Genomic DNA, 3,335 nt, shown 5'->3' with positions numbered 1-3,335 from the left:
AGGCAGAGAAACCAGATTTTTTCAATATTCAGAATTTCCAGCTTTAAAAATCTTTTTAGTTTTTTTCTCCGACTCTCAAACAGGATTGGTATTGGTAGTGCTTCTGCTAATATCTCTAACTTAGCTTGCTTTAGTATTTGCAAGGTTCCAACTATCATTAACAACAGTAGATATCCGGCTCGCCCCAGTTCATTCTCTAAGACTTTCTGGTATTGTAAAGTATGAAGCGATCGAATCTGGTAATATTGCTGCGGTGCTAAAACTGAAGCATCGTAGGTAAGATTTAATAATCCGAAACCGCAAAAAACCACTATTAGAAAGGAGACAATTAAGAACAATTTTTGCTTAAACAGCATCGGGATTAAAAACGGTGAGCTAAAAAAAATAAATTCCCCGTCCGGGACAGGGAAAAAATCTATCTTGATCAACAAAACAATTAATCCAAAAATCCCATTAAAGTTTCGGGATCATCGATTTCATTGGAAGCAACGGGACGATTACCCATGACTGTATAAGTTTCGCTAATGTGCAGATGACTGAGAGCAATCGGACGATTGCCAGAAATCGCTAGAGTGCTGCTAACTTCCATACCACTAGAGCCGACAGGACGCAATCCACCTACGGAAGAATAGGTACTAACCACTTTCAGATGGCTAACTTCTACGGGACGGCCGCCGGGTAACATTTCATCTTCCGTGAAGTGAAGATGGCTAGTACCAACAGGACGATTTTCGGGTAAGCGATGTTCGGGTTGATAGAATTTTAAGGCTTTGGAAGCCGATTCAGCGTTGTTTTTCACCGAAAGGGCGACCACTTCTTTATCTTTGGCGGTTTTAGCCGTAGTAGCTTTACCGCGTGTGCTGGTCTTTTCTTCTGTAGTTGCTGGGGTTTGAGTCCCGTTCGTTTCTAGATTTTCCACCGTCATAACCTGATACTCCTTTCCGTTAATAGCTTCGGAGAAACGATAAGATTTAAGTTTAGGGTATTCTCGAAGACTTTTAATCTTTTTTTAAAATCCTCTCTAATATTAAGATACATCTTTCTTTCCCCAAAACCCTATCAGTGTTGGTAATTTGATTGATAATTTATTTTGCCTGTTCTCTACACCTAGCCGCTAATGACCGCTTTTCAACTACAAGCACCCTTTCAACCCACCGGGGATCAACCGGCAGCGATCGATAAATTAGTAGATTCCCTGCAAAACCAGCATCGTTTCCAAACCCTCTTGGGGGCAACTGGCACCGGCAAAACCTTCACCATTGCCGCTGTGATCGAGAAAATCGGCAGGCCTACCCTTGTCCTAGCCCATAATAAGACCTTGGCTGCCCAATTATGTAACGAATTGCGGCAATTTTTCCCCAATAACGCCGTGGAATACTTTATCAGCTATTACGACTACTATCAACCGGAGGCTTATATTCCTGTCAGCGATACCTACATCGAAAAGAGTTCTTCAATTAATGATGAGATCGATATGCTGCGCCATTCAGCCACGCGCTCGCTGTTTGAACGCAGGGATGTGATCGTCGTCGCTTCCATTAGTTGTATTTATGGTTTGGGAATGCCGGCGGAATACCTGAAAGCGGCGATTTCCTTAACAGTTGGTCAAGAGTTCGACCAAAGGCAATTATTACGGGCCTTGGTGTCAGTGCAGTACAATCGCAATGATTTGGAGTTAACTCGCGGCCGTTTTCGTCTCAAGGGCGATATTTTGGAAATTGTTCCCGCTTACGAGGATCGGGTTATTAAAATTGATTTTTTTGGCGATGAGATTGAAAGTATTCGTTATCTCGATCCCCTGACGGGGGAAGTTTTGCAAAAATTAGAGCGAATTAGTATTTATCCGGCCCGTCACTTTGTTACCCCGGAGGAACGTTTAGAGGTAGCCTGTCGGGATATTAAAACCGAGTTAGATAACCGTTTATTGGAGTTAGAAAAAGCGGGCAAATTACTGGAAGCGCAACGCTTGGATCAACGGACTCGTTATGATTTAGAAATGTTGCAGGAAGTGGGTTATTGTAACGGAGTAGAAAATTATTCGCGGCATTTAGCGGGTAGGTTAGCGGGGGAACCGCCGGAATGTTTGGTGGATTATTTTCCTCAAAATTGGTTATTAGTTGTGGATGAATCTCATGTCAGTGTGCCGCAGATTCGCGGAATGTATAATGGCGATCAATCACGAAAAAAAGTTTTGATCGATCACGGGTTTCGTTTACCCAGTGCTGCGGATAATCGTCCTTTGAAGTCGGAAGAATTTTGGCAGAAAGTTAATCAATGTATTTTTGTTTCGGCCACTCCGGGAGATTGGGAATTAGAACAGTCAGAAAATCACATTGTTGAACAAATTATCCGACCGACGGGAGTTTTAGACCCAGAGATTTTTGTGCGACCAACCGAGGGACAAGTGGATGATTTATTAGGGGAAATTAAGGAGCGAGTGCGGTTAAATGAACGGGTTTTGATTACCACTTTAACCAAACGCATGGCCGAAGATTTAACCGAATACTTGCAAGAAAGGGGAATTAAAGTTAGATATCTACATTCAGAAATTCAATCAATTCAACGGATTGAAATTATCCAAGACCTGCGAGAAGGGGTCTTTGACGTGCTGATCGGGGTGAATTTGCTTCGCGAGGGGTTAGACCTGCCGGAAGTGTCTCTAGTAGCGATTTTAGACGCAGATAAGGAAGGATTTTTAAGGGCTACCCGCTCTTTAATTCAAACTATTGGCCGGGCTGCTCGTCATATTCGCGGTCAGGCAATTCTTTACGGAGATAATCTCACTAATAGTATGATTAATGCGATCGAAGAAACCAAGAGACGGCGAGCTATTCAAGAGGAATATAACCAGAAACATGGGATTATTCCGCAACCGATTGTTAAAAGGTCGAGTAATTCAATTTTGGCTTTTCTGGATATTTCCCGTCGTCTCAATTCCCAACAATTAGAGCAGGTTTATGAGAATATAGAAGAACTTTCTTTAGAACAAATTCCCGAATTAATTCAACAACTAGAAGCGCAAATGAAAGAAGCGGCGAAAAATCTAGAATTCGAGGCAGCGGCTAAATATCGTGATCGGATTAAGCAATTGCGAGATAAATTATTAAATCACGTTAGATAAACCTATGACTAGATTTATTCATGACCAGTTTGCTAAAGATTATCTCGAAGAATTATTATCTTCTCTGGGAGAAGTAAAATCGGCACGGGTTGTACGAGGAGAAGTACGAGAAATCGATGTCTGGTTTTCACCCCAGATTCTCGATAATAATCCGAGAGAACTGCTAGGATTACTGGGAAAAATGGCGATTAATCCCTGTTTATTTGAACCCTTT

The 3,335-nt window shown here is 42.0% G+C and carries 2 protein-coding genes and 2 pseudogenes; 2 read left to right on the top strand and 2 right to left on the bottom strand.

Translation table 11 applies throughout. The annotated features are described in order from the left end of the window. Together O9323_RS00555 and O9323_RS00550 are read right to left on the bottom strand one after the other, a co-directional pair. Nucleotides 1-338 (bottom strand): annotated as a pseudogene (locus tag O9323_RS00555) (hypothetical protein); the annotation flags it as partial. A 98-nt stretch (nt 339-436) separates the two neighbouring features. After that, complete coding sequence (locus tag O9323_RS00550; RefSeq protein ID WP_002733480.1) at nt 437-925, bottom strand: hypothetical protein; 489 nt, start codon at nt 923-925, stop codon at nt 437-439. A gap of 192 nt (nt 926-1,117) precedes the next feature. On the opposite strand from O9323_RS00550, the gene uvrB reads away from it, so the two are divergent. Together uvrB and O9323_RS00540 are read left to right on the top strand one after the other, a co-directional pair. Then, a complete protein-coding gene (uvrB, locus tag O9323_RS00545; RefSeq protein WP_002776882.1) occupies nt 1,118-3,121 on the top strand; it encodes an excinuclease ABC subunit UvrB in 2,004 nt (667 codons plus the stop codon). Nucleotides 3,122-3,125: 4 nt separating this feature from the next. Further along, nucleotides 3,126-3,335, top strand: a pseudogene (locus tag O9323_RS00540) (flagellar assembly protein H); the annotation flags it as partial.

The sequence above is a fragment of the Microcystis sp. LE19-131.1A genome, from assembly GCF_027532015.1.
Lineage (GTDB): Bacteria > Cyanobacteriota > Cyanobacteriia > Cyanobacteriales > Microcystaceae > Microcystis > Microcystis ichthyoblabe_A.
The sequence above is the reverse complement of the archived record's forward strand: the minus strand, read 5'-3'. Positions and strand labels throughout refer to the sequence as shown.